Origin of the sequence: Achromobacter sp. JD-1 (assembly GCF_038594925.1) — a bacterium.
GTDB lineage: Bacteria > Pseudomonadota > Gammaproteobacteria > Burkholderiales > Burkholderiaceae_B > Achromobacter > Achromobacter spanius_C.
In genome coordinates, this window is record NZ_JBCGCS010000013.1 from 42211 (window position 1) to 68159 (window position 25949).

Below are 25949 nucleotides of genomic sequence, written 5' to 3' on the forward strand. Positions count from 1 at the left end.
GCTTCTAAGCTCGGCGGCTGTCTTTGCTGACCTTTGAACGCCATGCCTATCGCTGTCTATCTTTTCTCCGTCTGCACCTTTGCATTCGGCCTGTCTGAATTCGTGGTGGCCGGCCTGGTCTCGGCCATGGCCGATGGCCTGCACGCCAAGATCGAGGCGGTCGGCACGGCAATCGCCGCCTATGCCTTCGGCGCGGCCATCGGCGCGCCCCTGCTGACCGCCTTGGTTGCGCACTGGCGAGACCGGCGCACCCTGGCGTGGGCCATGGGGGTGCTGGCGGTGGGTAGCGTCCTGATGAGCCTGTCGGGCACGCTGCCGATGCTGCTGGGCTTGCGGTTTGCCGTGGGGCTGGCGCATGGCGTGTTCATGGCGGTGGCGTCCGACGCCGCCACCCGGCTGGTCGACGAGGCGCGCGCCGGACGCGCCGTGGCGGTGGTGTGGATCGGCCTGACGCTAGCGTTGGCGCTGGGTGTACCGCTGGGCACGTTTCTGGGCAGCGTCTGGTCATGGCGCGCGGTGTTCCTGGCGATTGGCGCGTTGGCCGTGCTGGGCTTGGCCGGCTTGCTGTGGTGCATGCCGCGTGACGCGGGCGCCGCTACGGCGGCGCAGGGCAGGCCCGGCGCCATGGCTGCGCTGCGTGCCATCGCTCACCCGCAAATGCTGATGACGGCAGGGGTGGGGGCCTTGGTCAGCGTGGCGACCTTCTGCTTTTTCACCTTTATTTCGCCCTATTTATTGCAGGTCACCGGCGTGGGCGTGCAGCGGCTCAGTACGGCGATGCTGTTGTTCGGGCTGTTTTCCATTGGTGGCAACCTGCTGGGCGGCTACCTGGTCGACAAGATGGATCCCGACCGCGCCGCGTTGCTGGCGTTGACTTGCCTCTTTGCGACGCTGCTGGGCCTCTACCAGTTCCGCGCCTCGGGCTACGCCGTGCTGGCGCTGGCGGGCGTGCTGGGCCTGGTGTTCTTTTGCATCGTGACGGTGTTGACGCTGCGTTTGCTGAAGCTGGCGCAACGCCGCGTGCCGGCCGCCACGGCGGTGGCCGCTGGGCTGAACATCGCTTCGTTCAACCTGGGCACGGCGGTGGGGGGCGGCTTGGGCAGCCTGACGATCGCGTGGCTGGGTTTGCCGGTGCTGCCGCTGGTGGGCGCCGCCGCCGCTCTGGCCGCAATGGGGGCGCTGTGCCTGCAATCGTTGCGCTTGCGCCGCAGGCAGGCTGCATAACCTGGGCTTGCCGGCGGGCGGGGAGGCGGGGCGGTCCGGCCCCGTCAAAGACCATTTCCGGGAATGCACGGAGTCCTTTTACAATCATGGGTTGCGTGTAATTCTGGACTGCGTGAGATGTCAGACGTTTTGAGTATCGAGTCCCTGGATCTGGAAGCCAGGGGGATCGCCCGCCGCGACGGGAAAGTGGTGTTCGTGGAAGGCGCCTTGCCGGGCGAACGGGTCACCACCGTCACGGTGCGCCGCAAGCCGTCTTACGAGATTGCGCGCGTGGATGAGGTGCTGCGCCCCTCGTCGCAGCGGGTCGTGCCGCGCTGCCCGCATTTTGGCGTCTGTGGCGGCTGCGCCATGCAGCACCTGGAACCCAGCACGCAGGTGGCCATCAAGCAACGTTCGTTGGAAGACACCTTCTGGCACGTCGGCAAGCTGCGTCCGGCGCTGATTCTGCCGCCGTTGCAGGGCCCGACCTGGGGCTACCGCTATCGCGCCCGCCTGTCGGTGCGGGTGGTGCCGAAGAAGGGCGGGGTGCTGGTGGGTTTTCACGAGCGCAAGAGCAGCTATGTGGCCGACATGCGTGAATGCCATGTACTGCCGCGCCACGTCAGCAACCTGCTGGTGCCGCTACGCGCCATGATCGGGTCCATGTCGGCGCCCGACCGCATGCCGCAGATTGAAGTGTCGCTGGGTGATGGCGTCACCGCGCTGGTGCTGCGCCATCTGCTGCCCCTGACCGATGGCGACATCGCCATCCTGCGCGCCTTTGCCGCCGAGCACAACGTGCAGTGGTGGTTGCAGGCGAAGGGCCCGGAAACCGTGCATCCGCTGGAGCCTGAGCACGCCGACTCCTTGTCGTACACGATGCCGGAATTCGGGCTGCGCATGCCGTATCGCCCCACCGATTTCACCCAGGTCAACCACGCCATCAACCGCGCCATGGTTTCGCGCGCCTTGAAGCTGCTGGATGTGCAGCCTACGGACCGCGTGGCCGACCTGTTCTGCGGCCTGGGTAATTTCACCTTGCCGCTGGCCACGCAAGGCCGCGAAGCGGTGGGCGTGGAAGGCAGCAAGGCCTTGACCGACCGCGCCTTCGACGCAGCGTCGCGCCACGGCCTGGGCGAACGCACCAGCTTCGCCACGCTGAACCTGTTCGAGGTTGATGCGCATTGGCTGCGCAGCCTGGGTTACTTCGACCGCATGCTGATCGACCCGCCGCGCGAAGGCGCACACGCGGTGTCGCAAGCGCTGTCGGAACTGACGGTGCAAGAGCGGCCGCGCCGCATCGTCTATGTGTCCTGTAACCCGGCCACGCTGGCGCGCGACGCCGCCATCCTGGTGCATGAAGGCGGCTATGTGCTGAAGAGCGCGGGCGTGATCAACATGTTCCCGCATACGGGCCACGTGGAATCCATCGCCGTGTTTGAATCGCTGGATGCCGCCGGCGTGGCGGAGGTGAAGGAACGGGCTCGCCAGCGCGCCATCCAGGCAGAAGCCGACGCCATCGCGGCGGAAGAGGCCAAGGCCGCTGCCGCCGCTGAAAAGGCGGCAGTCAAGCAGGCGGCGACAGACGCCTACCATGCGCGCGTGGCGGCAGAGGCAGCAGGGGCGGGCGAGGCCGCGGAAACGCCGTAACTTTGTCTTGGCGCGGGCCCTTGCATGGGCCCCTGCGCAGACCGCTGCGCGGGCCCTTGCCCAGGCCATTACTCAGGCCATTACCCAGGCCATTACTCAGGCCATTACCCAGGCCTCAGTGCGACCGACCCAGGTTTTCCAAAATCGGGCAGTTGGGCCGGTCATCGCCATGGCAGTTCTGCGCCAGATGTTTGAGCGTCGCGGCCATGTCGCGCAGGGCTTCTGCCTTACGCTCCAGTTCCTCTACGTGCTCCAGCGCAATGCGCTTGACGTCGGCGCTGGCGCGGCTGCAGTCCTTCCACAAGGCCAGCAACTCGTTCATCTGCTCCACCGAAAACCCCAGGTCCCGCGCGCGCCGCACGAAGCGTAGCGTGTGCAGGTCCTGGTCGGTGTAGACGCGATAGCCCGAGTCCGTGCGCGTCGCGGGGCCGATCAGGCCGATGCTTTCGTAATAGCGGATCATCTTGGCGGAAATGCCGGAGCTTTTTGCTGCTTCGCCGATATTCATATTCAGGCTCCTGGATCAGGCGCGGCCGGCATGGGGCCGGAACGCTTTCAAACGCAGCGCATTGCCCAGCACGAAGACGCTGGACAAGGCCATCGCGCCCGCCGCGAAAATGGGCGACAAGGACAGGCCAAATGCCGGGTACAAGGCGCCGGCCGCCAGCGGTATCAGCGCGGCGTTGTAGGCAAACGCCCAGAACAGGTTCTGGCGGATGTTCGCCAGCGTCGCGCGGCTTAGCGCGATGGCGTTGGGCACGCCATGCAGGTCGTCGGCCATCAACACCACCGAGGCCGCTTCAATGGCGACGTCCGTGCCGGTGCCGATTGCAATGCCGGTGTCGGCGGCGGCAAGCGCGGGCGCGTCGTTGATGCCATCGCCCACAAAGGCCACCTTGCGGCCGCCTTCGCGCAGGGCAGCGATGGCTTGCACCTTGCCGTCGGGCAACACTTCCGCGCGCACTTCGTCGATACCCAATTGGCGCGCGACGGCTGCCGCCGTGTAGCGGTTGTCACCGGTGATCATGGCCGTCTTCAAGCCTTGCGCATGCAACGCCGCGATGGCGGAAACGGCGGACGGCTTGATCGGGTCCGTCACCGCCATCATGGCGGCGGCCTGGCCGTCGATGGCAACAAAGATGGGCGTCTTGCCTTCGTTGCCCCAGTCGGTGGCGCGCGCGCCGAATGCGCTGACGTCGACGCCGCGTTCAGCCATCAACCGCGCGGCTCCCGCCAACACGCTGCGACCCGCCACGCGGGCTTCAACACCCGCGCCCGTGATGGCGGCAAAGCCCTCGGCGGGCAACAGCGCAATCTTGCGTTCCTCGGCGGCAGCCACGATGGCCAGCGCAATGGGATGCTCGGAACGCGCCTGCACCGAAGCGACCCATTGCAGCACCTGCGGGCCGTCATGGCCGGCCGCGGGTTCCAGCTCGGTCAGCGTAGGCTTGCCGAGTGTCAGCGTGCCGGTCTTGTCGAAGGCCACCACATTGACGTCGCGCAAGGTTTGCAGGGCATCGCCCTGGCGGAACAGCACGCCCATTTCAGCCGCGCGGCCCGTGCCCACCATGATGGACGTGGGCGTGGCCAGCCCCATGGCGCAAGGGCAGGCGATGATCAGCACGGCCACCGCATTGACCAGCGCGTGCGACAGCGCGGGCGAAGGGCCGAAGAAGAACCAGACCCCAAACGTGAGCAGGGCGGCCGCCATCACGGCGGGCACGAACCAGGCGGTGACCTGGTCCACCAGCGCCTGGATGGGCAGCCGCGCGCCTTGGGCTGATTCCACCATGCGGATGATGCGAGCCAGCATCGTGTCGGCGCCGGTATGGGTGACCCGCAGCGTGAAGCTGCCCGAGGTATTCAGGGTGCCGCCGGTGGCTTGCATGCCGGGCTGTTTTTCAACCGGCACGGGTTCGCCCGTAAGCATGGACTCGTCGACATATGAGCTACCTTCGATGACGTCGCCGTCCAGTGGGATCTTCTCGCCGGGGCGCACCAGCACGATATCGCCCGTGTTGACCTTTTCGATCTCGACATCCACGGCCTGGCCGTCGCGCATCACGCGCGCCGTGCGCGGCTGCAAGCCGATCAGGCGCTTGATGGCCGCGCCGGTCTTGCCCTTGGCGCGCGCTTCCAGGGTGCGCCCCAGCAAGATCAAGGTGACGATGACGGCTGCGGCTTCAAAGTAGACGTTGCGCGCGGCCTCGGGCAGCCAGGCGGGCGCAAAGGTGGCCACTACCGAATACCCCCAGGCGGCGCCCGCGCCCAGAGCCACCAGCGAATTCATCTCGGGCGCGCGCCGCCATAGCGCGGTCAGCCCCTTGGTGAAAAATTGGCGGCCGGGCCAGATCAGGACGGCGGTGGTCAGCACGAATTGAAGCAGCCAACTGTTTTGCTGGCCGATGGTGCCCAACACCCAATGGTGCAGGGCCGGAATCAGGTGCGATCCCATTTCCAGCACGAACACGGGCAAGGTCAGCACCAGCGCCACGGTGAACGCCCGTTGCAGGCGCTGCGCTTCGACGTCGCGCGCTTGTGACTGGCGCTCTGCGTGGTCGTCTTGCGCGACGATGGGGCGGGCCTCGTAGCCCATCTTGACCACGGCATCCACCAGGGCTTGGGGTTGGGCGGCATCCGGGTCGTAGGACACCAGCGCGCGTTCGGTGGCCAGGTTGACCTGGGCCTGCGCCACGCCGGGAACATGGGTCAGGGCCTTTTCCACGCGCTTCACGCACGACGCGCACGTCATGCCTTCAATGGCAAGTTCCAACTGGGTGCTTGAGGGGCTGGCAACGCTCATGGCGATTCTCGTTTTGAGGGTGAGCCTGCAGTTTCATCCTTCCCATCGTGGGAAGGTCAAGGGGACAATTTTACGCTTGACCTTGACACGATGGGAATGTTTAAGCTGCGAGTCATGGCGGGTCGAATCCTTCATCCGCCAATGCTGATCTTGAGGAAAACCACCATGAGCATCGAATTCCAAGTCCCAGACATGACCTGCGGCCACTGCGTCAAAAGCATCACCAGCGCGGTGAACCAGGCGGTTCCCGGCGCTACGGTCGCTGCCGACGTGGCCTCGCACCGCGTCACGGTAACGGGCACGGATCAGGCCGACAAGGTCGAAGCCGCGATCCGCGAAGCGGGTTACGAGCCGGCCCGGGTGTAAAAAAGCGGCAGTATCGGAAGGCGGCTATGATAGATGCCGCTTTCCGAAATTCATTTCTTCATTGTTAAAATCTATTAATCAATTTAGTTTATTAAATTTGTTTTATCGATAGCTGGCGTTTATGATTCTTTCCATGGTGGTTAAACAAAACCCCGCTACCCCAGGAGAGATTTGAATGCTGCAAAACCGCGAAGGCCAACGTGTTCCGAACGTAACGTTCCCCGTCCGCGAGGACAACACGTGGAAGAAGGTCACAACCGACGATCTGTTCAAGAACAAGACGGTTGTCGTCTTCTCGCTTCCCGGCGCTTTCACGCCGACCTGCTCGTCCACCCACTTGCCGCGCTACAACGAACTGGCCCCCGCATTCTTTGCCGCCGGCGTCGACAGCATCGTGTGCGTGTCGGTCAACGATACCTTCGTCATGAACGAATGGGCCAAGGACCAGGAATCGGCCAACATCACGCTGCTGCCCGACGGTAACGGCGCCTTCACGGAAGGCATGGGCATGCTCGTCGACAAGAGCGACCTGGGCTTCGGCAAGCGTAGCTGGCGCTATGCGATGCTGGTGAAGGACGGCGTCGTGCAGAAGATGTTCATCGAACCCGAAAAGGAAGGCGATCCGTTTGAAGTGTCGGACGCCGACACGATGCTGGCGCACATCGCGCCGACGGCGAAGAAGCCCGACCAAGTCGTCGTGTTCTCCAAGCCGGGCTGCCCGTTCTGCGTGGAAGCCAAGGCGCTGCTGGACGAAAAGGGCTATGCCCCGATCGAAATCCCGCTGGAAAACAAGGTCCGTGGCCGTGTGATCGGCGCGGTGTCCGGCAAGGGCACCGCTCCTCAGGTGTTCATCAATGGCGCGCTGATCGGCGGCCTGGAAGACCTGAAGGCGCACTTCGCTTAAGCGGCTGTTGGCCGGGCAGGGTAAGCCCCCGCGCCCGGCCGATGAAGGCAGGCGGTTGTAGCTTGACCGCCTGGTTTTTTTTTCGGCCCGAGCTTCCCTTTTTACGCACCCTTAATGCATGCCCTATGCGACCCGTCACAGGCGTCGCCGGACGGAGCTCGTCCCAAGGATGCGCAACAAGGCGGAACTCGCCTTTGAATTCTTCTTGCTACCCGCAACAGGGGGAACCCCAGTCATGAAAACTCTGCATACCGATATCGCTGTCATCGGCGCCGGCACGGCCGGTCTGGCCGCTTATCGCGCCGCGAAAGCCGCGGGCAAGCGTGCGCTGCTTATTGAAGGCGGCCCCTATGGCACCACCTGCGCCCGTGTTGGCTGCATGCCGTCCAAGCTGCTGATCGCCGCCGCCGAAGCCGCCCACAACGCGGCGCATACCGAAGCCTTTGGCGTACACGTCGGCGGCGAGATCACGGTGGATGGCGTCGAAGTGATGGACCGCGTCAAGCGCGAACGTGACCGTTTCGTGGGCTTCGTCCTGGAAGGTGTCGAGAACATTCCCGCTGAAGACAAGCTGCGCGGCTATGCGCGTTTTGTCTCCGACACGGTGTTGCGTGTGGATGAGCACACGGAAGTGCACGCTTCGCGCGTGGTCATCGCGACCGGTTCGCGGCCTTCGGTGCCGCCGCCTTTTCGTGCGCTGGGCGATCGCCTAGTGGTGAACGACGACGTTTTCGCCTGGGATGATTTGCCCCGCCGCGTCGCGGTGTTCGGGCCTGGTGTGATCGGGTTGGAACTGGGCCAGGCGCTGGCGCGTTTGGGTGTCGAGGTGCGAGTCTTTGGTGTCAGCGGCAGCCTGGGTGGCATCAGTGACCCCCAAGTGCGGCATAGCGCCCGCAAGATCTTCCAGCGTGAGTTCTATCTGGACCCGGACGCTCGCGTGCTGGAAACCACGCGGGTGGGCGACGAGGTGGAAGTGCGCTACGTCACGCTGGATAACGCCGAGCGTATCGAACGCTTCGACTACGCACTGGTTGCCACGGGCCGCCGAGCCAACGTGGATGGTCTGGGTCTGGAAAACACCTCGCTGGAACTGAGCGTGCACGGTGTGCCGCTGTTCGACCGCGAAACGATGCAAGCAGGCGATTCGGCCATCTTCATCGCGGGTGACGCCAACGCCGACGCGCCCTTGCTGCACGAAGCCGCGGACGAAGGCCGCATTGCCGGCGAAAACGCCGCGCGCTTTCCCGAACTGCGTAAGGGTTTGCGCCGCGCGCCACTGGCCGTGGTGTTCTCCGACCCGCAGATTGCGCTGGCGGGCCAGGGCTACGGCCGCCTGATTCCCGGCACCTTTGTAGTGGGCGAAGTGGACTTCAACGACCAGGGCCGCTCGCGGGTCATGTTGAAGAACAGGGGCATGCTGCATGTGTACGCCGACATTGCCTCGGGTCGCTTCCTGGGCGCCGAAATGGTCGGACCCAGCGCCGAGCACATCGGCCACTTGCTGGCCTGGGCCGTGCAGCAAGAGCTGACCGTGGCGCGCATGCTGGAAATGCCGTTCTACCACCCCGTCATCGAAGAGGGGCTGCGCACGGCGCTGCGCGACGCGGCCGCGAAACTCGCCGCCGCTCGCGAATCGCTGCGCAACGAGACGTCGGAACAAGAGACGGTGTGATATCGCGGGCTTGAGCCGCCCTGGCTACGTCCATGAAAAAGCCGCGATATCGCGGCTTTTTTGTTGGAAATCCTGATCAGTCGTCCGACTGCTTCTTCGGCACCGGGAACGGGTTTTCGCGGTATTGCAGGGTGAAGCCCGCGCGTTCGTCCTGGCCCAGTTCGCGGGCAAGGTAGGGCATGGCCTGCTTCAAGCCTTCGTGCAGCGTCCACGGCGGGTTGATCAGGAACATGCCGCTGCCATGCAGACCGTAGCCGTCGATGGTGGCCTTCTTGACGGTCAGCGTGGCGTGCAGCCAGCTCTTGACCTTCAGGTTTTCAAAATGGCGCGCCATTTCGCTGGCCTCGCGGCGTTGCACCAGCGGATACCAGATGGCGATGGTGCCGGTGGCGAAGCGCTTCACGCATTCCTTGACGGTAATCAGGGTGCGGCGATAGTCGTGCTTGTCTTCGTACGACGGGTCGATCAGCACCATGCCTCGGCGCGTGGGCGGCGGCAGCAGGGCCTTTACGCCCTCGAAGCCGTCATCGCCGTAGATGGTGGTCTGGCGCTGCGCGGTGCGGCCCTGGTGTTCCAGGTTGACGACCAGCGTGTCGATCTCGGTCGGGTGCATTTCGAACAGGCGCAGCCGGTCGGACGGGCGCATCACGTCCAGCGCCAGCCACGGCGAACCGGGATAGCGTTTCAGACGGCCATTGGTGTTGTAGTCGCGGATGCGGGCCACGTAGTCGGCCAGCAGCGGGGGCAGGTCCTTGGCGTCCCAAAGGCGGCCGATGCCGTCCTCGAATTCCGACGTTTTGTTGGCCCAGTCGCTCTCAAGGTTGTAGAGGCCGGCGCCGGCGTGGGTGTCCACGACCCAATAGGGCGCGTCTTTTTTGTTGAAGTAGTCCAGGGTGTGGACCAGGATGGCGTGCTTGAGCACGTCGGCGTGATTGCCGGCGTGGAAGGCGTGGCGGTAACTGAACACGGGGCGTTCTGCCTCAGGCGGCGGGCCGGATCGCGGCCAGCTCGTCGGTGAAAATGCCGTCGATGCCCCAGTCCAGCAGCAAGCGGGCACGTTCGGGGTCATTGACGGTCCAGGCCGCGATCCGATAGCCGGCGGCATGCACGGCGTCGATCAGTTCGCGGGTTGCGTCTTGTTGGTTGATGTTTAGCGCCACGCATTGGTATTTGGCAAGGCGTTCGCGCCAGTCGGCGGGCACCTTTTCCACCAGCAGGGCGCGCGGCAATTCAGGGACGGCTTCCAGCGCCGCTTGCAGTGCTTCTTCGGCAAACGACGACAGCAGCGGAAGCGTGCTGGCGCCTTGCCACAGTTGTTTGCACGCCAGTGCCACGGCGGCGCCGGTTTCGGCTTCGCGGCCGGGGCAGGGCTTGATCTCGACGTTGCTGGCAATGTGGTTGGCCACCGTGTACCGGGCCACGGCGGCAAGCGTGGGCAGCGGTTCGCCTGCGTAGGCAGCCGAATGCCAACTGCCGAAGTCCAACTGCGCCAGTTCCGCATAGGGCTTGGCGGCCGCGGGGCCGGTGCCGTTCGAGGTGCGGTCGACGTTATCGTCGTGCATCAGCACCAGCACGTTGTCGCGGCTGAGCTTCACGTCGTATTCAAACATCGTGAAACCGTGCTGGGCGCCCACGCGCATGGCGGCCAGGGTGTTTTCCGGCGCCAGACGGCCGCCACCACGGTGCGCGATGTAGCGGGAATAGGGCCAGGAGGGCAATTCTGCGGTCATTTTGGTGTTGCTTGGGGTTCTTGGGGACAGGGTTGCAAGGATACTCCTTCTTGGCAGGCGCCCGCTTAGGCACAAGCGGGTCCGGCCTCCCGGAAAACCTGAAGAGAATCTAAAGGCCCCAGGCGAGTGAGAAATGCTAAAATCCGCCCGCTGATCCGGTATTGACCGGTATGGGAATGGGGCGAATCAAGTTCGCCCTTTTTTTTGCGTTTTCGTGCGGCTTCGGGTGGACACCCCCGGAGCGCGGCAACAGGGATTCCATGTTCGAATTAATTCGCAGCCATCGGCGCTGGATGCAGCTCATCCTGCTGCTTCTGATTGTGCCGTCCTTCTTCCTCGTCGGAATTCAAGGCTATGACAGCTTCATGCGCCAAGAGCCTGAATTGGCAACAGTTGCTGGCCAGCCGATTTCGCGCGCCGAGTTCGACCAGGCGCATCGCAACCAACTGTCGCAGATACAGCAGCGTCAGGGCACCCAGTTCGACCCCGCCGTCGTTGATACGCCCGCCTTGCGCGAAGATCTGCTGAACCAGCTCATCAATCAACGGCTGCTGGCCAACGTTGCCGTCGACAACCGCTTCACGGTGTCGGACGAAACGCTGCGCAACACCATCGCCGCCATTCCGCAATTCCAGGACAACGGCCGTTTCTCGCCCGAGCGCTATCGCCAGGTGCTGGTGGCGCAAGGCATGTCGCCCACGTCGTTTGAAGCCGGCCTGCGCCGTGACCTGGCCGTAGGCCGCGTGCTGGAGCCCGTGGGCGAATCCGCCACCGCGCCTGCCGTCGTCGTGGCGTCGCTGGAATCCGCCTTGACGCAGCAGCGCACCGTGCAACTGCGCCGTTTTGCCGCCGAAGACTACCGTTCGCAGGTATCCGTCACGCCGGCCGACATCCAGGCCTGGTACGACGCCAACAAGCAGCAATTGCAGATTCCCGAACAGGTCCAGGTGCAATATCTGGTGCTGGACGAAGCTGCGGCTACGCAGGGCATCCAGGTCAAGGACGAAGACCTGGCGTCTTACTACGAACAAAACAAGAACCGCTTTGGTCAACCCGAGCGCCGCCGTGCCAGCCACATCATGATCGAGCTGCCCTCCGGTGCCTCGGAAGAGGCCCGCAAGGCCGCGCGCGCCAAGGCCGAGGACCTGGCCAAGCAGGCTGCCGCCGACCCGGCCAAGTTCGCCGAACTGGCCTCCAAGAATTCGCAAGACGCCGGCTCCGCCGGCAAGGGCGGTGATCTTGGCTGGCTGGCGCCGGGCATGTTGGCGGGCCCGCTGGAAAAGGCCATCTTCAGCCAAGCCAAGGACCAGGTATCCGGTGTGATCGAAACCCCGTCCGGCCTGCACATTGTCAAGGTCACCGAAATCCAGCCCGCGGCCATCAAGCCGCTGGCCGAGGTCAAGGACCAGATCACTGGCGAAGTGCGCAAGCAGCTTGCCGCCGTGCACTTCTCGGAAATGGCCAGCCAGTTGAACAAGCAGGTCTATGACCAGCGCGACAGCCTGCAACCCGCCGCCGATGCCGTGGGCCTGAAGCTGCGCACCGCCTCCGGCGTAACGCGTGAAGGCCTTTTGCCTGCCGACAAGGCCGGCCCGGGCGCCGCCGCCGATAGCCCCGATGCCGAATTGCTGGACAACCCGCGCGTGCGCCAAGTGCTGTTTTCGCCCGACGTGCTGCGTGAAAAGCAGAACTCCGGCGTCATTGAGCTCTCGCCCGCCGTCATGTTGGCACTGCGTGTCGCCAATGTGGAACCGGCCCATGTACCGGTACTGGACAAGGTCAGCGATTCCATCCGTGCCCGCTTGATCAAAGAGCGTTCGGCTGAAGCCGCCAAGAAGGCCGGCGAAGCGGCGCTGGCTGCCGACAAGGCCAACCCGTCCGCCGCGCCGGAAGGCTTCATGCCCGCCGTGGTGATCTCGCGCCAGGATCCCAAGGACCTGTCGCAAGCGGTGGTGGATGCCGCGATGCGCCTGCCGTCGACCCCGCTGCCGGGCTATGCCGGCGTTCAATCGGGTGACGACTACACGCTGGTTCGCGTGGAAAAGGTTGAGGCCGGCACGGTAGACGCTAGCGCCAAGGAACGACTGGCGCAGCAGTTGTCGGGTGGCCTGGGTCAGGCCGAAATTGAAGCCATGCTGAAAATGCTGCGTGAACAGTACAAGGTGCAAATACTGCCCAGCGCTGCCGAGGTCATCCGCGGCGATCAGCCGCAGGCAGAGGGCTGATCCGCCCTAGTTCAACAAGGGCCGCAGCGTCGGCCATACGTTGTCCAGCAGTTGGGGTTGGGCATCCTCGTTAGGATGGATGCCGTCAGCCTGGAACATCGCCCGGTTCGTTGCAATACCTTCCATCAGGAAGGGCACGAGCCGGGCGTTTTCGTCTTTGGCGACCGTGGAAAACAGTTGGGCGAAGCGCTGGGTGTAATCGCGGCCGTAGTTGGGCGGGATCTGCATCCCGACAATCACGACTTTTGCTTCGGCCTGCTTGGCGGCTTGCGTCATCGCGCGTAGATTCTGTTCGGTCATTGATAGCGACAAGCCGCGCAGGGCGTCGTTGGAACCCAGTTCCAGCACCACGACTGAGGGCGCGTGCTGGCGCAGCAGCGCCGGCAGGCGCGCCATGCCGCCGCTGGTGGTGTCGCCGCTGATGCTGGCATTGACGACCTGGTACTTGGGGTATTGTTCGGAAACCCGAGCGGACAGCAAGGGCACCCAACCCGTGCCGCGCTTGATACCGTATTCGGCGGACAGGCTGTCGCCCACCACCAGCACGGTGCGCGACGCGGAACCCTCGGCCGCCTTGGCGGTCTGAGCGTGGGCGGGAAGCGCCATGACGGCAATCGCCAAGGCGGACGTTAGATGCAGAAGGGAAAATAGGCGCATGGATAGCAAGAATTCGATCGAGGTGAAAGGGCTGGGCAAGCGGGTAGCCGATGCCGGCGGGACGCTGTCTATCCTGGAAGGAATTGATTTTACGGTGCAGGCGGGCAGCGCCGTCGCCATCACCGGAAGTTCCGGTTCGGGCAAGTCCACGCTGTTGGGACTATTGGCCGGGCTGGATGTTCCCAGCGTGGGCAGCGTGCATCTGGCCGGGCAGGACCTGTTTGCCCTGGACGAGGACGGCCGCGCGCGCTTGCGCGCCAATCATGTGGGTTTCGTGTTCCAGTCGTTCCAGTTGCTGCCCAACCTGACGGCGCTGGAAAACGTGATGCTGCCGCTGGAGCTGGCCGGGCAATCCGCGCGCGAAGCCGCGCAGGCCATGCTGGAGCGCGTGGGACTGGGTGCGCGTCTGCATCATTACCCCCGCACCTTGTCGGGCGGCGAGCAGCAGCGCGTGTCGCTCGCGCGCGCCTTCGTGGTGCAGCCCGACCTGCTGTTCGCCGATGAGCCCACCGGCAGCCTGGACGCCGCCACGGGCGTCACCGTCATCGACCTGATGTTCGACCTGCACCGCGAGCACGGCACCACGCTGGTGCTGGTGACCCACGACCCGCAGTTGGCCGCCCGCTGCGGCCGCCAGCTTGTGCTGGCCGCCGGCCGGATGGTGCAGGGCGACTGATACGCCCCGACCCGGCCGGCCCCGGTATTACTTCGCCTTGGCCACCGCCTGGTTCCAGGCCGCGACCACCGCTTCATAGTCGGTGGCGGCCGCTTCCTGGCTGACGGGGAAGATCTTGATGGTCTGCTCACCGACTACAAGCAAAGCCTGCGCGACCGCTTGGCCTTATTGGCCGGCATGCGAGAAACGTTGCCGGGGCTTTTGGAATTGATCTTGACGAAAAACCCGAAGTAAGCGGCGTTTTTAGACTTAATGCAGATTGATACGATAAATGCTTCAGAGTAGTCTGATTAGCAACCGAGACATGGAATTCGCCACGGCGCCTGCCTAGCAGCGCTTTGACGCCGGCCTGATGCCACGGCGATGTCGAGGGAATGCAGTTTGGCGGGCAAGCGTGCGCGCCAGACGTTGCCTCGCTCTGGAGCCGCCATGACTATTTGTCGTTCAGCGCTTGTCTTGTCTCTAGCCGCCTTGCTGACCCCGATGACGGTCAGTGCCGCAGGCGGCATCATCCGGTTTTCCGGCTCGATTGTGGAACCTACCCGATGTCAGGCCAGCCGCGTGCCCGTGGCCGGGCAGGGCGCGCATCGGGTCAGTTGCATGCCTGCCCCGGGCAGGCAGCCGGTGACGAGTGAAAGTGTCGTCAAGGTCAGTACGAAGGCGCTGCGGCCCTTGCCCGGCGGACCTGGTGGCGTGGCCGTGCCGCATCGTTTGGTGACGTTGGAATATCTGTGACGCGCTGCGCGGCCGGGCAAGCCCGGCGCGCAAGTCGCAAGAGGCGATCCAACCGCGATCAACCCGCGATCAGCCCGCGATCAAACGAGGCCGCGAATTTCCACGACCGGATCCACATCGGCGTCGTAATCCACCCCATCGATCTCGAATCCGAACAGGCGCAGGAATTCCTGTTTGTAGCCGGCGAAGTCGGTCAGTTGATAGATGTTGTCGCTGGTGACCTGATTCCATAGCGCCTGCACCTGCGCCTGCACCTTCGGGTCCAGTTCCTTGTAGTCGGCGCGCAGGCGGCCTTGCTCGTCCAGGATGGGCGTGTCGCTGCACAGGCTGTCCTGGTACAGGCCGTAGACCTGTTCGATGCAGCCTTCGTGCGTACCTTCCGCCTTCATGATCTTGAACAGCAGCGACAGGTACAGCGGCATCATCGGAATGGCCGAGCTGGCCTGGGTGACCACGGCTTTCAGCACCGACACGCGGGCGTCGCCGCCGCGCGCGGTCAGCTTGGCGCGGATGTCCAGCACCTTCTCGTCCAGGTCCTTCTTGGCCGCGCCGATCGACCCGTTCCAATAAATGTCGTGCGTGATCTTTTCGCCCAGGTAGGTGAAAGCCGTCGTCGTGGCGCCTTCGGCCAGCACACCGGCATCCAGCAGCGCGTCGATCCACATCTGCCAGTCTTCACCGCCCATGACGGCCACGGTGGCGTCGATCTCGGCTTGCGTGGCCGGCTCCAGCACGGACTCCTTGACTACTTCGCGGTCGGTGTCCAGCCCGCGCAGGTTGACCGGCTTGCCGATGGGCTTGAGGGTGGAATTGAACACCTGGCCCGTCGTGGGATGGGTGCGGCGCGGGGCGGCCAGGCTGTAGATGACCTGGTCCACCTGGCCCATGCCCGCCTTGATGGCGGCAATGGTTTTTTGTTTGATCTCGTCCGAGAAGGCGTCGCCGTTGATGCTGGTGGCGGTCAGGCCCTGGGCTTGTGCCGCCTTGTGGAAGGCGGCAGTGTTGTACCAGCCCGGCGTGCCGGCCTTGGCGGCGTCGGCGGGGCGTTCGAAAAACACGCCCAGGGTCTCGGCGCCACAGCCAAAGGCCGCGCTGATGCGGGCGGCCAGGCCATAGCCCGTTGACGCGCCCAGCACCAGCACGCGCTTCGGGCCCCCAGCGATGGGGCCTTGCGCCCGAACGTAGTCGATCTGCTTGTTGACGTTGGCTTCGCAGCCAACGGGATGGGTGGTGACGCAGATAAAGCCGCGCACACGGGGCTTGATGACCATGAAGACCTCGCTCGGGGAAATGCCGGATGCTGGGAGCTCAAGCGCGAAAGCGCAAAAAGCGACCAGCATTGTACGGGAGCGGTCTGGCGCGTGCCGTCCACGGCCACACCATGCGGTTCGCCATGGGCTTGGCCATGGGCTAGGCCGCGGGGGCGGGCGTCGGTGTAGCCGTGGGTTTCGACGTCGGCTCGGCGGTGGATCTAGCCCTAAGCCTAGCGAACAGCGGCTCTCGCGGACGCCGCGCTGGTGACCATGCTGCGGCGCCATTCGATCAGGCCGATGCCGATGCCGCTGGCGCAGATGATGGCGATGCCCAGCCAGGTCAGCGGGTCAGGGAAATGGCCGTACACCAACCAGCCCACGGACGTGGCGCTGATGATCTGCAAGTAGATGAACGGCGCCAGCGTGGACGCCGGGGCGCGCCGGTAGGCGGCGATCTGGAACAGATGTCCCACTCCGCCAGTCAGGCCGGTTGAGATCAGCAAGAACCAATCGAAGCCCGACAGGCCCTGCAAGACCGGCAGTGCCGCCGGCAGTACGAAGGGCAGGGTCACTGTCAGGCAGACGGTGCCCACCGCGCCGCTCCAGATCAGCGATGTGAACGGGTCATCGCCCGCCACCCGCCGCGTGGCGATGAACTGCGCGGCAAAGCAACAGGCCGTCAGCAAACCGAAAATGGTGCCAACCGGATGCAAGCCGCCGCCAGGACGGATGACGATGATGACGCCGATAAACGCAATGCCCGCCGCCACAAAGCGCGACATGCGGGCGGGCTCTTTCAGGATCCAGGGCGCCACCGACAGCACCAGCAAGGGCGCCAGGAAGTTGATGGCCGTGGCTTCGGCCTGCGGAATGTAGCTGAGCGTCGTGAAGAACATCAGCGTGGCCAGGAACATGGAGCCGCCGCGTATCAGTTGTTCGCGCGGCTTGTTGCTGCGCAGCACCCGCAGCCCGCGCGCCGGCAATACCAGCGCCAACACCAGGATCAGGTGCACCACGTAGCGGAACCACGACAGCACCAGCAGCGGCACGCCCGCATTCATGACCCATTTGCCACTGGCGTCCAGACAGGAAAGCGTCCACATCGATAGCACCAGCAGCAAGATCCCGACGAGCGGGCCGCGCGAGGCGGGCGCGGGGGCTTGTGGGCGACCTGAATCGGCCGGGGGCATGGACGGGCTCCTGATGGGGAAATGGGCGGCTGCCATGATACGCTCATCGCGCCGGGGGAACAGGCCAATGATCGAACTACGTAACGTCGAAACTTTTTTTTGGGTCGCCACGCTGGGCAGCTTTCGTGCCGCGTCCGACAAGCTCAACACCACACAGCCCGCCGTGTCGCAGCGCATCGCCTCGCTAGAGGCGGACCTGGGCGTTCGGCTTTTCGAGCGCGACGCGCGCGGCGTCAAGCTCACCGCCAAGGGTCACGAATTGCTGTCGCATGCCGAACGCATGCTGCAAGTGCGGCGCGACATGTTCGAGGCCGCGCGCGAACAGAACGTGATGACCGGCACCGTGCGCATCGGAGTGGCCGAGACCATCGTGCAGACCTGGCTGCCCACGCTGATCGAACTGATCCATTCAACCTACCCGGCGCTGGTGCTGGAAATTGAGGTGGACACCACCCACGTGCTGCGCCCGCACCTGATGTCGCGCCAGATCGATCTTGCCTTTCTGATGGGGCCCGTGCTTGAAGCGCGCGTGGAAAATCTGGCGCTGTGCAGCTATCCGCTGGCCTGGGTGGCCAGCCCCACGCTGGACCTGGGTCCCGAGCCGCTGACGCTTGAGCGTATCGGCAAGCTGCCCATCATTACGTATCCGTCCAATAGCTCGCCGTACCGCGTGGTGCGCGACATGCTGACACGCGCCGGCGTGGTCTCGCCGCGCATGTATGGCAGTGCATCCATGTCGATGGTGGTGCGGATGACGCAGGACGGCATCGGCACCAGCGTGATCGCGCCGGTGTTCCTGGGCAAGGAACTGGCGCGCGGCGAATTGCGCATTTTGCGCGTGCAGGCCGACCCCTTGCCTGAACTGAACTTCACCGCAAGCTGGGTACAGGGGCCGGACAGTCACGCCGTCAGGGTCATTGCGCAGATGGCGCAGAAGGTCGCGGCGCAGGCCGGGGACGGAATTCCCATCTAGGTGTTTTCCCCTGGTCACGGGCCGGCACGGGGCCCCCGGGGGTATCGTCAACCATGCGCCGGCCCGCCGGCAACTGCCTGCAAGCCCGCGCCAGGCTGTCATTTGCGCGAATCGCGCCCGCGCCGCCAGGCGAGACCCAAGAAATATTTATACCCCCACATCGCAACATACGATTGGACGCTTCCTGCCCCGGCGGATGCAATGGCGAAACATCAAGAATGCAACGCCTGGATACACAGTGCGGGGGAAAAGCATGAACAGTCATTTGATCCAATTGCCCACCCTGGCGCCACGTCCTCGGCCACGCGCAGCGCGCGTTCATCGCGCCTGATCACCTGAACCCAAACCGCACGCGACCGGGGTAACGGGATCCCGCGTGCGCAGACCATCCCGCCAGCCAGGAGTTTTGTCCATGAAGAAGTCTCTTGTTTTCGCCGCCGTCGCCGCTAGTTTGCTGACCGGCGCCGTCCACGCGCAGGACCTGCCCAAAACCCAGTTGAAGGTCGTGGGAGGCCTGTCCAACCTGACCGCCTATAACGACTACGAAAAGCCGTTCTGGACCAAGACCATCCCTGAACTGTCCAAGGGCCAGGTCACGGCGGAAATCAAGGGCTTCAACGAAATGGGCTTGAAGGGCCCCGAGTTGCTGCGTTTGATGTCGCAAGGCGTGATTGAATTCGGCACCGCCACGCTGTCGTACTTCGCCAGCGACAACCCCATCAACGAAGCCATCGACCTGGCCGGCCTGGCGCCCGACGTCAAGACCGCCCGCGCCGTGACCGATGCGTTCGAACCCGTCTACGCCAAGCTTTACGGCGAAGGCAACAACGTCAAGCTGCTTGGCATTTCCACCTATCCCGCGCAAGTGCTGTTCTGCAACGCCGAGATCAAGGGCCTGGCCGACATCAAGGGCAAGAAGGTTCGCACCAGCAGCCGCACCACGGCCGAATTCGTTGAAGCGCTGGGCGGTTCCAGCGTGACGATGGCTTTCGGTGAAGTGGTTCCGGCCCTGCAGAACAAGGTGGTGGATTGCGCCATCACCGGTTCGCTGTCGGGCTACTCGGCCAAGTGGTACGAAGTTTCCACGCACTTGGTCGCGCTGCCGATCAACTGGAACCAGCAGATCCACGCCGTCAACCAGAAGGCCTGGGACAAGCTGGACCCCGCCGTGCGCACGTTCCTGCAAGCCAACGTGAAGACGCTGGTCGACAACATCTGGGACGCCGCCGCGCGCCAGACGCAGGAAGGCTATGACTGCAACACGGGCGCCGCTGCCTGCCCGTTCCCGGTCAAGGGCAAGATGGTTCTGGTTCAGCCGTCCGATGCTGATCGCGCGCTGCTGAAGAAGGTTGCTGAAGAAGCCGTGCTGCCCAAGTGGGCCGCCCGTTGCTCGGCACAGTGCGTGAAGGACTTCAACGCCACCATCGGCAAGACGCTGGGCCTGACCGCCAGCAAGTAAGCGCTGGACAGCGCCGCCGCATCGCGCGGCGGCGCGTTTTCCCGCTAGTCATACCGGGCGCATGCCCGCAGAGGTGCTATCCATGACCCAAACCGAACACTTCCGCCTGCTGGGCGGCCTGTTGAGGCGCGCCGAGAGCCTGTCGCGCCTGGCCGTCTGGGCCGGCGGCGCGTTGACGGTGGCCAGCGTGCTGCTGATCTCCTTCGACGTGCTGGCCCGCAAATTCCTGGGTTTCACGACCGGCGGCGCCGACGAGCTCTCCAGCTACGCCTTCGCCATCAGCACGTCCTGGGCCTTGGCGTTCGCCACCTTGCAGCGCGCCAACGTGCGCGTTGATGTGCTCTATCAATATTTACCGGTGCGCCTGTCGGCTGTGCTGGATTGGATTTCCATGGTGGCGATGGCCGTCTTCATGGTGTTCCTGACGTATTACGCCTACGACGTGGTGCAGACCTCGTGGGCGCAGAAGTCCACGGCCAACACGCCGCTGGCCACACCCTTGTGGATCCCGCAGGGCCTGTGGTTGCTGGGCCTGGCCTGGATGTGCATCACCGTCGCGCTGATGCTGACGCGCGCGTCCGCCGCGCTGGTCACGGGCGATATTGAACTGGTCAAGCAGATCTGTGGCGTGCGTTCGGCGCAGGAAGAAGCCGAAGAAGAAGCCGCCGCGGGCGAGCGCATGGTGAAAGGAGACGCGGCATGATTTCCACCGCATTGACGTTGTTGCTGGTGCTGATCGGCCTGTCCATCCCGGTGGGTGCGGCGCTTGGCGTGCTGGGCCTGATCCTGGACCCGCTGTTCTCGATGCTGCCGCTGTCGCGCGCCATCGGTGAAATTTCCTGGAGCTCGAACAACGAGTTCCTGCTGGTGGCGATTCCGCTGTTCATCATGCTGGGCGAAGTGCTGCTGCGCGCGGGTTTCGCCGAACGCATGTATGGCGCCATGAGCCTGTGGCTGTCGTGGTTGCCGGGCGGCTTGATGCACGCCAACATCGGCGCATCCACCTTGTTTTCGGCCACGTCCGGTTCCAGCGTGGCCACCGCGGCCACCGTGGGCACCGTCGCCATTCCGCAGATCCGCAAGTACGGCTACAACGAACCGCTGTTCCTGGGCAGTCTGGCCGCGGGCGGAACGCTGGGCATCTTGATTCCGCCGTCCATCAACCTGGTGATCTATGGCGTGCTGACGAATTCGTCGGTGCCCAAGCTGTACCTGGCCGGCATCATCCCCGGTTTCGCGATGGCCGCGCTGTTCATGCTGATGATTGTGGTGGCGTGCGTGGCCAAGCCGTCCTGGGGCGGCAAGAAGATCCACGCGACCTGGGGCCAACGCCTGGCCAGCTTGATGCACCTGGCGCCGCCCATGGGCATCTTCTTCCTGGTGGTGGGTTCCATCTACGCGGGCCTGGCCACGCCAACCGAAGCCGCCGCGCTGGGCGTGCTGGGCGCGTTCATCCTGGCCGCCTGGTTCCGCCGCCTGAGCTGGAAGATGCTGCGCGAAGTGATGGAAGGCACGATGCGGTCCACGGCGATGATCATGCTGATCGTCATCGCGGCCAGCTTCCTGAACTTCGTCATGTCGGCCACCGGCCTGACCGATGCGCTGACCAAGTCGATCACCGGCCTGGGGCTTTCGCCCGGCTGGATGCTGTTGATCGTGGTGATCTTCTACCTGGTGCTGGGCTGCTTCATGGAAACGCTGTCCATGATGATCACGACGATTCCCATCGTGGCGCCGATCATGATCGCGCTGGGTTACGACCCGATCTGGCTGGGCATCGTCATCATCATCCTGGTCGAAGCCGCGCTGATCACGCCGCCCGTGGGCCTGAACCTGTTCGTGGTGCAAAGCCTGCGCAAGAGCGGTTCCATGGGAGCCGTCATCGTCGGCAGCCTGCCGTTCGTGGCCGCCATGTTCCTGATGCTGGCGCTGCTGGCGTTCTGGCCCGACCTGGCGCTGTGGCTGCCGCGCGCCTTTGGTTGATTGCTTGTTTGAACCGGGTGCGGCCCATGGGTGGCCGCACCGTTTTCCACCCGTTATTTCCGCAGGACTGATATGAAAGCCGTATTCAACATCGACGACGCCAATCCCCGCCAGGTGGAAGTGGACTTCAACACCCTGATCGTGGCCGGCTGGGCCGGACGCGACATGGCCGCCATCGAGCACCACATCGAAGAGCTGGCCGCCATCGGCGTGCCGCGCCCGACCAGCGTGCCGCTGTACTACCGCATTGCCGACAACCAGCTCACGCAGGCTGAACGCGTGCAGGCCGTGGGCGAGGATTCCTCGGGCGAAGTGGAAACGTTCGTGTTCCCCGTGGATGGCGAAATGTACGTCAGCATTGCGTCCGACCATACCGACCGCAAGCTCGAAACCGTCAGCGTCGCCATGTCCAAGCAGGTCTGCGTGAAGCCGGTGGCCAACGTCGCCTGGCGCCTGGCCGACGTGGCCGACTACTGGGACGAACTGGTCATCCGTTCGTATATCGTCGAAAACGGCGAAAAGGTGCTGTACCAGGAAGGCCCGCTGTCCACGCTGCGCACGCCGCAAGACCTGATCGCCGGCTACACCGGCGGCGCTGCCGTGCTGCCGCAAGGCGCGGGCATGACCTGCGGCACGGTGGGCGCCATTGGCGGCATCCGCGCCGCGGCAGACTTCACCATGGAACTGTTCGACCCGCGCCGCCAGCGCACGATCAGCCACCGCTATCATGTTGAATCGCTGCCCGTGGTGGCCTGATTCCGGTTCCGGATCCTGATCGCATTGAACGCCAGGCGCGCCTTTTCTCAAGGTTGCGCCTGTCCGCACTTTTACGCCGCAAGTCGGCACGAGGACAAAGATGGTTTCGACCTTGAATGAACTGACCTTGGCCCTGAGTGAAGGCCGTACCACGTCGGTCGCGCTGACCGAACTGGCGCTGGCGCGCGCTCAGGATGCGGCGGGCGAGGGCGCGCGCGTGTTTACCAAGCTGTATGCCGAATCGGCGCTGGCCCAGGCGCGCGCTTCCGACACGCTGCGTGCCGCCGGCATCGTGCGATCGGCCGTGGAAGGCCTGCCGATCAGCATCAAGGACTTGTTCGACATCGAAGGCGAAACCACCATGGCCGGTTCCGTGGCGCGCGAAGGCGAGCCGGCGGCTGACGCCAACGCCGAAGTCGTGCAGCGTTTGATTGCCGCTGGCGCCGTCATCATCGGCCGTACCAACATGACCGAATTCGCCTATTCGGGCCTGGGCATCAATCCGCACTACGGCACGCCGCTGAACCCCTACGACCGGGGCACCGGCCGCATTCCGGGCGGTTCTTCGTCGGGCGCGGCGGTGTCGGTGGCCGACGGCATGGCGGTGGCTGGCATCGGTTCCGACACGGGCGGTTCGGTGCGCATTCCGGCCGCGCTGTGCGGCCTGACGGGCTTCAAGCCCAGCGCTTGGCGCGTGTCCATGACGGGCGTGCTGCCGCTGTCGGCCAACCTGGATTCCATCGGCCCCATCGCCGGCAGCGTGCGCTGCTGCGCCGAGCTGGACGCCATCCTGTCCGGCGACGGCGGCCCGGTGCCCGAAGCCATGGCCCTGCGCGGCCTGCGCCTGGCCGTGCCGACCACGCTGGCGCTGGATGCCATGGAAAAGCACGTTGCCGACAGCTTTGCCGCTGCCGTGGCCAAGCTGAAGGAAGCGGGCGCGCTGGTCGAGGAAATCGCCATTCCCGAATTCGCCGAACTGGGCAACATCAACAGCAAAGGCGGCTTCACGGCGGCCGAAGCCTGGGCCTGGCACCGCGACCTGATCGCGCGCGCCGGCAAGCGCTACGACCCGCGCGTGGTCTCGCGCATCATGCGTGGCCAGGACATGAGCGCCGCCGACTACCTGGACCTGCTGGACGCGCGCGAAGCCTGGGTGGCTGCGGTGGACCACCGCATTGCCGGCTACGACGCGCTCATCATGCCCACCACGCCCATCGTGGCGCCGGCGGTGGCGGATCTGGTGGCCTCCGACGAAGCCTATTACGCGGCCAACGGCCTGATCCTGCGCAACCCCACGTTGATCAACTTCCTGGACGGCTGCGCATTGTCCCTGCCTTGCCACGCGCAGGGCACCGCGCCGGTGGGCTTCATGATCGCCGGCAGCAACGGCGCCGACCGCCGCATCCTGGCCGTGGGCCTGGCGGTGGAAGCGCTGCTTGGCGCACGTTGATCGCCTGGCGCACCACAACCTGCATCAAGAGGAATTGTCATGTCGCCCGTCGACGTAGTACGCAATAGTGTCGAACTGGCCCGCCAGGCGCGGCTGGACGCCCGTAGTGGGCGCCTGACCGGCCCCACGGCCAACCTGGCGCCGGGGCACGTTCAGGCCAACCTGGCCATCCTGCCGCGCGCGCTGGCCGCCGAGTTTCTGCATTTCTGCCAGCGCAACCCCAAGCCTTGCCCCTTGCTGGCCATGTCCGAACCCGGCAACCCGGCCTTGCCGGAATTGGGCCAGGACATCGACATTCGCACCGACATCCCGCGCTACCGCGTCTGGAAGAACGGCGAGCTGGTGGCCGAACCCACCGATGTGCGCGATATCTGGCGCGATGATCTGGTGTCGTTTCTGATCGGCTGCTCGTTTTCGTTTGAAGAAGCCATGCTGGACAACGGCTTGCCGGTGCGCCACATCGAGCAGGGCTGCAACGTGCCCATGTACCGCACCAACATCCCCACGCATCCGGCCGGCTCGTTCAGCGGCCCGCTGGTGGTGTCCATGCGGCCCTTGAAGGCGGCTGACGCCATCCGCGCCATCCAGGTCACGTCGCGCTTTCCGTCGGTGCATGGCGCGCCGGTGCACATTGGCGACCCCGCGCTGATCGGCATTGCGGACATCAACCGGCCGGATTACGGCGACGCGGTTGAGATTCGCCCCGGCGAATTGCCGGTGTTCTGGGCTTGCGGCGTAACGCCGCAGTCCGTGGTGTCGTCCGTGCGGCCGGAGTTCTGCATCACGCACGCCCCGGGGCATATGCTGGTGACCGACCTGGTCAACAGCCGCATGGCGATGCTGTAAAAAAACCCCATCGCAGCATGTTCGTGCGATGGGGTTTTTTATGTGGGCGTTCTTAAAACGCCCGATTCGCGTGCCGCTTAGAAAATGTGGCGGAAGCCCACGGCCGCACCCACCTGGTGGTTCTTGCCGGCAATTTCATTGCTGGCGGCGTCGCTGACCTTGTTCCAGTCCACGGTGCCGTAGACCTGCGAGCGCTTGGACAGCGCGTATTCCGCCACGGCCACCAGCGCATAGCGCTTGCCCTTGTCGCCGTCTTCAACCACGTTTTTGCTTTGGTCGTAGTAGCCCGCGCCGGTGATGGCCCAGCGCGGCGTGGCTTGCCAGGTGACGCCGGCGAAGTAGCCGTTGTCCTTACGGTTCAGGCCGGCGGTGCTGGTGGCGCCGCCCATGACGGCATTGACCCAGCCGGTTTCGTCGCGGCCATTGAAGTAGCCGACGAACACCTTGGCGCTGTCGAACTGATAGGACGCGTTCAGGTTCCAGACGCGTTGGCGCAGATCCGAATCCAGGCCGTCGTAGGTTTGCTGATACGCCGCGCCCAGGCCCAGCTTGCCGACCATGTAGCGCAGGCTGGCGCCGTATTGTTGGCCGGCTTTGTGGTCTTCCCAGCTTTCGCCGTTAGCCCACGACAAGGCCAATGACAGGTCGCCAATGGTGTTGGAATACTTGGTCATGTTGTTGGTGCGCACGCGCGACATGGCGGCGGGCAACCAGGCGTTCTGATCGTAGTTGCCAACGGTCAGCGGGTCGAAGTGATCGGCCAGCAGATCGAACATGGGCGTGTTCTGCAAGCCCAAGGTCAGTTGGCCGATGCCGCCGCCATCCAGGCCCACGTAGGCCAGCCGGCCAAACGCCTTGCCCGTGGCCGACGAATTGCCGTTCTGCATGTTGAAGCCGTTTTCCAGGCGGAAGAAGGCGCGGTTGCCATTGCCCAGGTCTTCAGAGCCGCGCAGGCCCCAACGGCTGTTCGAGATGGCGCCGTTTTCCATCGACACACGGCTGCCGTCCTGGCCAACGCTGCCGGCGCTGGTGCTCAGGTAGCGGATGCTGACGTCGGCGATGCCGTACAGGGTGACGCTGGTTTCCGCCGAAGCGGCGCCGGCGGCCAAGCCCATACCGCAGGCGGCAAGTGCAAGAGAGATGCGTTTCACTGAGAACTCCTCCTGTGTAGCTGATTTATTTTGATTGCATCCGGCTTGTGGCCGGGGATATTGCGCCGGACGGATCGTCCGATGCTGAGCTTTTGCACCGACGCTTTGGATTCAGCGCGGGTCCGGAGCATAGGCCCAATGGGGTGTGCGAAACGGCTGCGCCAATGTGGTGCAGCCGTTTGGCGCCAGGGGATTCTAAGAAAGTTGAGGCTTCTGTAGTACCCAATCGGTTTTGGCGTTTTCCCTGGTTTACAGAACCGTAAACGC

23 protein-coding genes are annotated in these 25949 nt (G+C 64.6%); 15 read left to right on the forward strand and 8 right to left on the reverse strand.

All coding sequences use genetic code 11. The annotated features are described in order from the left end of the window. Positions 1-42: 42 nt before the first annotated feature. Positions 43-1224, forward strand: coding sequence for an MFS transporter (locus tag WBR68_RS19775; protein ID WP_230695041.1), 1182 nt, complete (start codon positions 43-45; stop codon positions 1222-1224). A gap of 117 nt (positions 1225-1341) precedes the next feature. After that, positions 1342-2853, forward strand: a complete 1512-nt coding sequence (gene rlmD / locus WBR68_RS19780; protein ID WP_230695042.1) for a 23S rRNA (uracil(1939)-C(5))-methyltransferase RlmD — start codon at positions 1342-1344, stop codon at positions 2851-2853. Between the two features lie 115 nt (positions 2854-2968). Here rlmD and cueR read toward each other — a convergent pair whose 3' ends face one another. Together cueR and WBR68_RS19790 are read right to left on the reverse strand one after the other, a co-directional pair. After that, positions 2969-3361: a Cu(I)-responsive transcriptional regulator gene (gene cueR / locus WBR68_RS19785; protein WP_230695043.1), complete on the reverse strand. Its 393-nt coding sequence runs from the start codon at positions 3359-3361 to the stop codon at positions 2969-2971. Positions 3362-3376: 15 nt separating this feature from the next. Further along, positions 3377-5656: a heavy metal translocating P-type ATPase gene (locus WBR68_RS19790; RefSeq protein ID WP_230695044.1), complete on the reverse strand. Its 2280-nt coding sequence runs from the start codon at positions 5654-5656 to the stop codon at positions 3377-3379. A 165-nt stretch (positions 5657-5821) separates the two neighbouring features. Between WBR68_RS19790 and WBR68_RS19795 the strand changes: the two genes are divergently transcribed. From WBR68_RS19795 to WBR68_RS19805, 3 genes are all read left to right on the forward strand, one after another. After that, complete coding sequence (locus WBR68_RS19795; RefSeq protein WP_050446927.1) at positions 5822-6022, forward strand: heavy-metal-associated domain-containing protein; 201 nt, start codon at positions 5822-5824, stop codon at positions 6020-6022. A gap of 175 nt (positions 6023-6197) precedes the next feature. Beyond that, positions 6198-6926: a glutathione peroxidase gene (locus WBR68_RS19800; RefSeq protein WP_100855924.1), complete on the forward strand. Its 729-nt coding sequence runs from the start codon at positions 6198-6200 to the stop codon at positions 6924-6926. A gap of 235 nt (positions 6927-7161) precedes the next feature. Then, positions 7162-8598, forward strand: coding sequence for a dihydrolipoyl dehydrogenase (locus WBR68_RS19805; protein ID WP_230695045.1), 1437 nt, complete (start codon positions 7162-7164; stop codon positions 8596-8598). Positions 8599-8674: 76 nt separating this feature from the next. Here the strand turns inward: WBR68_RS19805 and WBR68_RS19810 are convergent, their stop codons facing one another. Together WBR68_RS19810 and ugpQ are read right to left on the reverse strand one after the other, a co-directional pair. Next, positions 8675-9565, reverse strand: coding sequence for a 23S rRNA (adenine(2030)-N(6))-methyltransferase RlmJ (locus WBR68_RS19810; RefSeq protein WP_050446924.1), 891 nt, complete (start codon positions 9563-9565; stop codon positions 8675-8677). Between the two features lie 13 nt (positions 9566-9578). Further along, positions 9579-10328, reverse strand: a complete 750-nt coding sequence (gene ugpQ / locus WBR68_RS19815; RefSeq protein ID WP_127184681.1) for a glycerophosphodiester phosphodiesterase — start codon at positions 10326-10328, stop codon at positions 9579-9581. Positions 10329-10588: 260 nt separating this feature from the next. Between ugpQ and WBR68_RS19820 the strand changes: the two genes are divergently transcribed. Next, on the forward strand, positions 10589-12553 hold the full coding sequence (locus WBR68_RS19820; protein WP_050446921.1) for a SurA N-terminal domain-containing protein: 1965 nt from the start codon (positions 10589-10591) through the stop codon (positions 12551-12553). A gap of 6 nt (positions 12554-12559) precedes the next feature. On the opposite strand, the gene WBR68_RS19825 is transcribed toward WBR68_RS19820, so the two are convergent. Beyond that, on the reverse strand, positions 12560-13210 hold the full coding sequence (locus WBR68_RS19825; protein WP_050446920.1) for an arylesterase: 651 nt from the start codon (positions 13208-13210) through the stop codon (positions 12560-12562). On the opposite strand from WBR68_RS19825, the gene WBR68_RS19830 reads away from it, so the two are divergent. Together WBR68_RS19830 and WBR68_RS19835 are read left to right on the forward strand one after the other, a co-directional pair. Further along, positions 13209-13886 carry an ABC transporter ATP-binding protein gene (locus WBR68_RS19830; RefSeq protein ID WP_050446919.1) on the forward strand — a complete coding sequence of 226 codons (678 nt, stop codon included), beginning with the start codon at positions 13209-13211 and terminating at the stop codon, positions 13884-13886. The two genes, WBR68_RS19825 and WBR68_RS19830, sit on opposite strands and share 2 nt — an antisense overlap. Before the next feature lie 429 nt (positions 13887-14315). Further along, positions 14316-14621 carry a hypothetical protein gene (locus WBR68_RS19835; RefSeq protein WP_230695046.1) on the forward strand — a complete coding sequence of 102 codons (306 nt, stop codon included), beginning with the start codon at positions 14316-14318 and terminating at the stop codon, positions 14619-14621. Positions 14622-14701: 80 nt separating this feature from the next. On the opposite strand, the gene fabV is transcribed toward WBR68_RS19835, so the two are convergent. Continuing rightward, the gene (gene fabV, locus WBR68_RS19840) at positions 14702-15892 is read right to left on the reverse strand and encodes an enoyl-ACP reductase FabV (RefSeq protein WP_230695047.1); all 1191 of its coding nucleotides are present in this window, start codon (positions 15890-15892) and stop codon (positions 14702-14704) included. Positions 15893-16104: 212 nt separating this feature from the next. Then, positions 16105-17064, reverse strand: a complete 960-nt coding sequence (locus tag WBR68_RS19845; RefSeq protein WP_157055407.1) for a DMT family transporter — start codon at positions 17062-17064, stop codon at positions 16105-16107. Between the two features lie 67 nt (positions 17065-17131). Here WBR68_RS19845 and WBR68_RS19850 point away from each other — a divergent pair, with 67 nt between their 5' ends. From WBR68_RS19850 to WBR68_RS19880, 7 genes are all read left to right on the forward strand, one after another. Further along, entirely contained in the window at positions 17132-18037 is a 906-nt protein-coding gene (locus WBR68_RS19850; RefSeq protein ID WP_050446916.1) for a LysR family transcriptional regulator, read from the forward strand. Positions 18038-18449: 412 nt separating this feature from the next. Continuing rightward, positions 18450-19496 carry a TRAP transporter substrate-binding protein gene (locus WBR68_RS19855; RefSeq protein WP_050446915.1) on the forward strand — a complete coding sequence of 349 codons (1047 nt, stop codon included), beginning with the start codon at positions 18450-18452 and terminating at the stop codon, positions 19494-19496. An 82-nt stretch (positions 19497-19578) separates the two neighbouring features. Further along, the gene (locus tag WBR68_RS19860) at positions 19579-20199 is read left to right on the forward strand and encodes a TRAP transporter small permease subunit (protein ID WP_127184675.1); all 621 of its coding nucleotides are present in this window, start codon (positions 19579-19581) and stop codon (positions 20197-20199) included. Beyond that, positions 20196-21479, forward strand: coding sequence for a TRAP transporter large permease (locus WBR68_RS19865; protein WP_050446912.1), 1284 nt, complete (start codon positions 20196-20198; stop codon positions 21477-21479). Before WBR68_RS19860 ends, WBR68_RS19865 begins: the two co-directional genes overlap by 4 nt. A gap of 72 nt (positions 21480-21551) precedes the next feature. Continuing rightward, positions 21552-22235: a DUF2848 domain-containing protein gene (locus WBR68_RS19870; protein ID WP_230695048.1), complete on the forward strand. Its 684-nt coding sequence runs from the start codon at positions 21552-21554 to the stop codon at positions 22233-22235. A gap of 100 nt (positions 22236-22335) precedes the next feature. Beyond that, positions 22336-23685, forward strand: coding sequence for an amidase (locus WBR68_RS19875; protein WP_230695049.1), 1350 nt, complete (start codon positions 22336-22338; stop codon positions 23683-23685). Between the two features lie 39 nt (positions 23686-23724). Further along, complete coding sequence (locus tag WBR68_RS19880; protein WP_230695050.1) at positions 23725-24531, forward strand: putative hydro-lyase; 807 nt, start codon at positions 23725-23727, stop codon at positions 24529-24531. A gap of 77 nt (positions 24532-24608) precedes the next feature. Here the strand turns inward: WBR68_RS19880 and WBR68_RS19885 are convergent, their stop codons facing one another. Then, positions 24609-25682: a porin gene (locus WBR68_RS19885; protein ID WP_050446908.1), complete on the reverse strand. Its 1074-nt coding sequence runs from the start codon at positions 25680-25682 to the stop codon at positions 24609-24611. Positions 25683-25949 lie beyond the last annotated feature (267 nt).

Excerpts from the sequence above, each read along its gene's own strand:
- WBR68_RS19880 (WP_230695050.1), top strand. The coding sequence starts at position 23,725 with ATGTCGCCCGTCGACGTAGTACGCAATAGTGTCGAACTGGCCCGCCAG.
- ugpQ (WP_127184681.1), bottom strand. The coding sequence starts at position 10,328 with ATGACCGCAGAATTGCCCTCCTGGCCCTATTCCCGCTACATCGCGCAC.
- WBR68_RS19805 (WP_230695045.1), top strand. The coding sequence starts at position 7,162 with ATGAAAACTCTGCATACCGATATCGCTGTCATCGGCGCCGGCACGGCC.
- WBR68_RS19875 (WP_230695049.1), top strand. The coding sequence starts at position 22,336 with ATGGTTTCGACCTTGAATGAACTGACCTTGGCCCTGAGTGAAGGCCGT.
- WBR68_RS19795 (WP_050446927.1), top strand. The coding sequence starts at position 5,822 with ATGAGCATCGAATTCCAAGTCCCAGACATGACCTGCGGCCACTGCGTC.
- fabV (WP_230695047.1), bottom strand. The coding sequence starts at position 15,892 with ATGGTCATCAAGCCCCGTGTGCGCGGCTTTATCTGCGTCACCACCCAT.
- WBR68_RS19845 (WP_157055407.1), bottom strand. The coding sequence starts at position 17,064 with ATGCCCCCGGCCGATTCAGGTCGCCCACAAGCCCCCGCGCCCGCCTCG.
- WBR68_RS19855 (WP_050446915.1), top strand. The coding sequence starts at position 18,450 with ATGAAGAAGTCTCTTGTTTTCGCCGCCGTCGCCGCTAGTTTGCTGACC.
- WBR68_RS19800 (WP_100855924.1), top strand. The coding sequence starts at position 6,198 with ATGCTGCAAAACCGCGAAGGCCAACGTGTTCCGAACGTAACGTTCCCC.
- WBR68_RS19775 (WP_230695041.1), top strand. The coding sequence starts at position 43 with ATGCCTATCGCTGTCTATCTTTTCTCCGTCTGCACCTTTGCATTCGGC.
- rlmD (WP_230695042.1), top strand. The coding sequence starts at position 1,342 with ATGTCAGACGTTTTGAGTATCGAGTCCCTGGATCTGGAAGCCAGGGGG.
- WBR68_RS19825 (WP_050446920.1), bottom strand. The coding sequence starts at position 13,210 with ATGCGCCTATTTTCCCTTCTGCATCTAACGTCCGCCTTGGCGATTGCC.
- WBR68_RS19850 (WP_050446916.1), top strand. The coding sequence starts at position 17,132 with ATGATCGAACTACGTAACGTCGAAACTTTTTTTTGGGTCGCCACGCTG.
- WBR68_RS19860 (WP_127184675.1), top strand. The coding sequence starts at position 19,579 with ATGACCCAAACCGAACACTTCCGCCTGCTGGGCGGCCTGTTGAGGCGC.
- WBR68_RS19835 (WP_230695046.1), top strand. The coding sequence starts at position 14,316 with ATGACTATTTGTCGTTCAGCGCTTGTCTTGTCTCTAGCCGCCTTGCTG.
- WBR68_RS19790 (WP_230695044.1), bottom strand. The coding sequence starts at position 5,656 with ATGAGCGTTGCCAGCCCCTCAAGCACCCAGTTGGAACTTGCCATTGAA.
- WBR68_RS19870 (WP_230695048.1), top strand. The coding sequence starts at position 21,552 with ATGAAAGCCGTATTCAACATCGACGACGCCAATCCCCGCCAGGTGGAA.
- WBR68_RS19865 (WP_050446912.1), top strand. The coding sequence starts at position 20,196 with ATGATTTCCACCGCATTGACGTTGTTGCTGGTGCTGATCGGCCTGTCC.
- WBR68_RS19820 (WP_050446921.1), top strand. The coding sequence starts at position 10,589 with ATGTTCGAATTAATTCGCAGCCATCGGCGCTGGATGCAGCTCATCCTG.
- cueR (WP_230695043.1), bottom strand. The coding sequence starts at position 3,361 with ATGAATATCGGCGAAGCAGCAAAAAGCTCCGGCATTTCCGCCAAGATG.
- WBR68_RS19830 (WP_050446919.1), top strand. The coding sequence starts at position 13,209 with ATGGATAGCAAGAATTCGATCGAGGTGAAAGGGCTGGGCAAGCGGGTA.